Genomic DNA, 689 nt, shown 5'->3' with positions numbered 1-689 from the left:
GAGGTCGAGCCGTCTCTCGAAGTGGTGGAGGTGAGAGCAGGTAAGCCACGGCGTCCCGACGTCCAGTATCAGGGTGTCCTCCTCGACGAGACGGGCGAAGCAGCCGTCCTCGTGGTAGCTGTCCGAGTGGCGGCAGCCGTCGAAGCGGTACGGCCCCTCGACCAGGATCGACTTCATCGCGTCGTCGGTCCGGTAGTCCGCGTCCCGGAGGAACAGCGGCCCGAAGGTCCCGTGTTTCGGCCGGGAGTACTCCTTGTGATACACCCCGGACGTGGCGAAGTAGTCCGTGAACCCCGGCGCGAGCACGCTCCGGAAGCGGTCGCTCAGCGTCGACCGGAGGAACGCGTACGGGTCGGTCCCGAACGCCTGTTTCACGTCGCTCAGCCCGACGTGAACGAACGCTTTCGAGTGCCCGTCGCCGTGGTAGTCGAGCAGCTCTTCGAACCGAGCGGGCGGGACCGCAGACGTGCTCCGTCGCCGGTTGAGCCGCTTGAGAGCCTGGTGTTTGACCAGGTTCGCGGCCCGGCTCGCGTCCGACAGCGGTTCGAACGGCATGTCAGTTCGCGCCGGGTCGGTCAGTCTCGCCGGACCCGCGGCGTCGCTCAGTTACAGTTGTCTCGGTCCGACCCCGGGCGACACGCACAACGGTCATACTCGGTCGTCACGGTTCCGCGGCCTAGTTACGATCT

The 689-nt window shown here is 66.6% G+C and carries 1 protein-coding gene; it reads right to left on the bottom strand.

Annotation, left to right across the window (positions count from 1 at the left end):
• Positions 1-555, bottom strand: a 555-nt coding sequence (locus EXE44_RS17125) for an AAC(3) family N-acetyltransferase (RefSeq protein WP_241991872.1), incomplete at its 3' end; no start/stop codon positions are given.
• Positions 556-689: the final 134 nt, after the last annotated feature.

This window comes from Halorubrum sp. SS7, from assembly GCF_005435055.1.
GTDB classification, from domain to species: Archaea; Halobacteriota; Halobacteria; order Halobacteriales; family Haloferacaceae; genus Halorubrum; species Halorubrum salinarum.
Note: the sequence above shows the minus strand (reverse complement) of the source record. Positions and strands in the feature narration are given on the sequence as shown.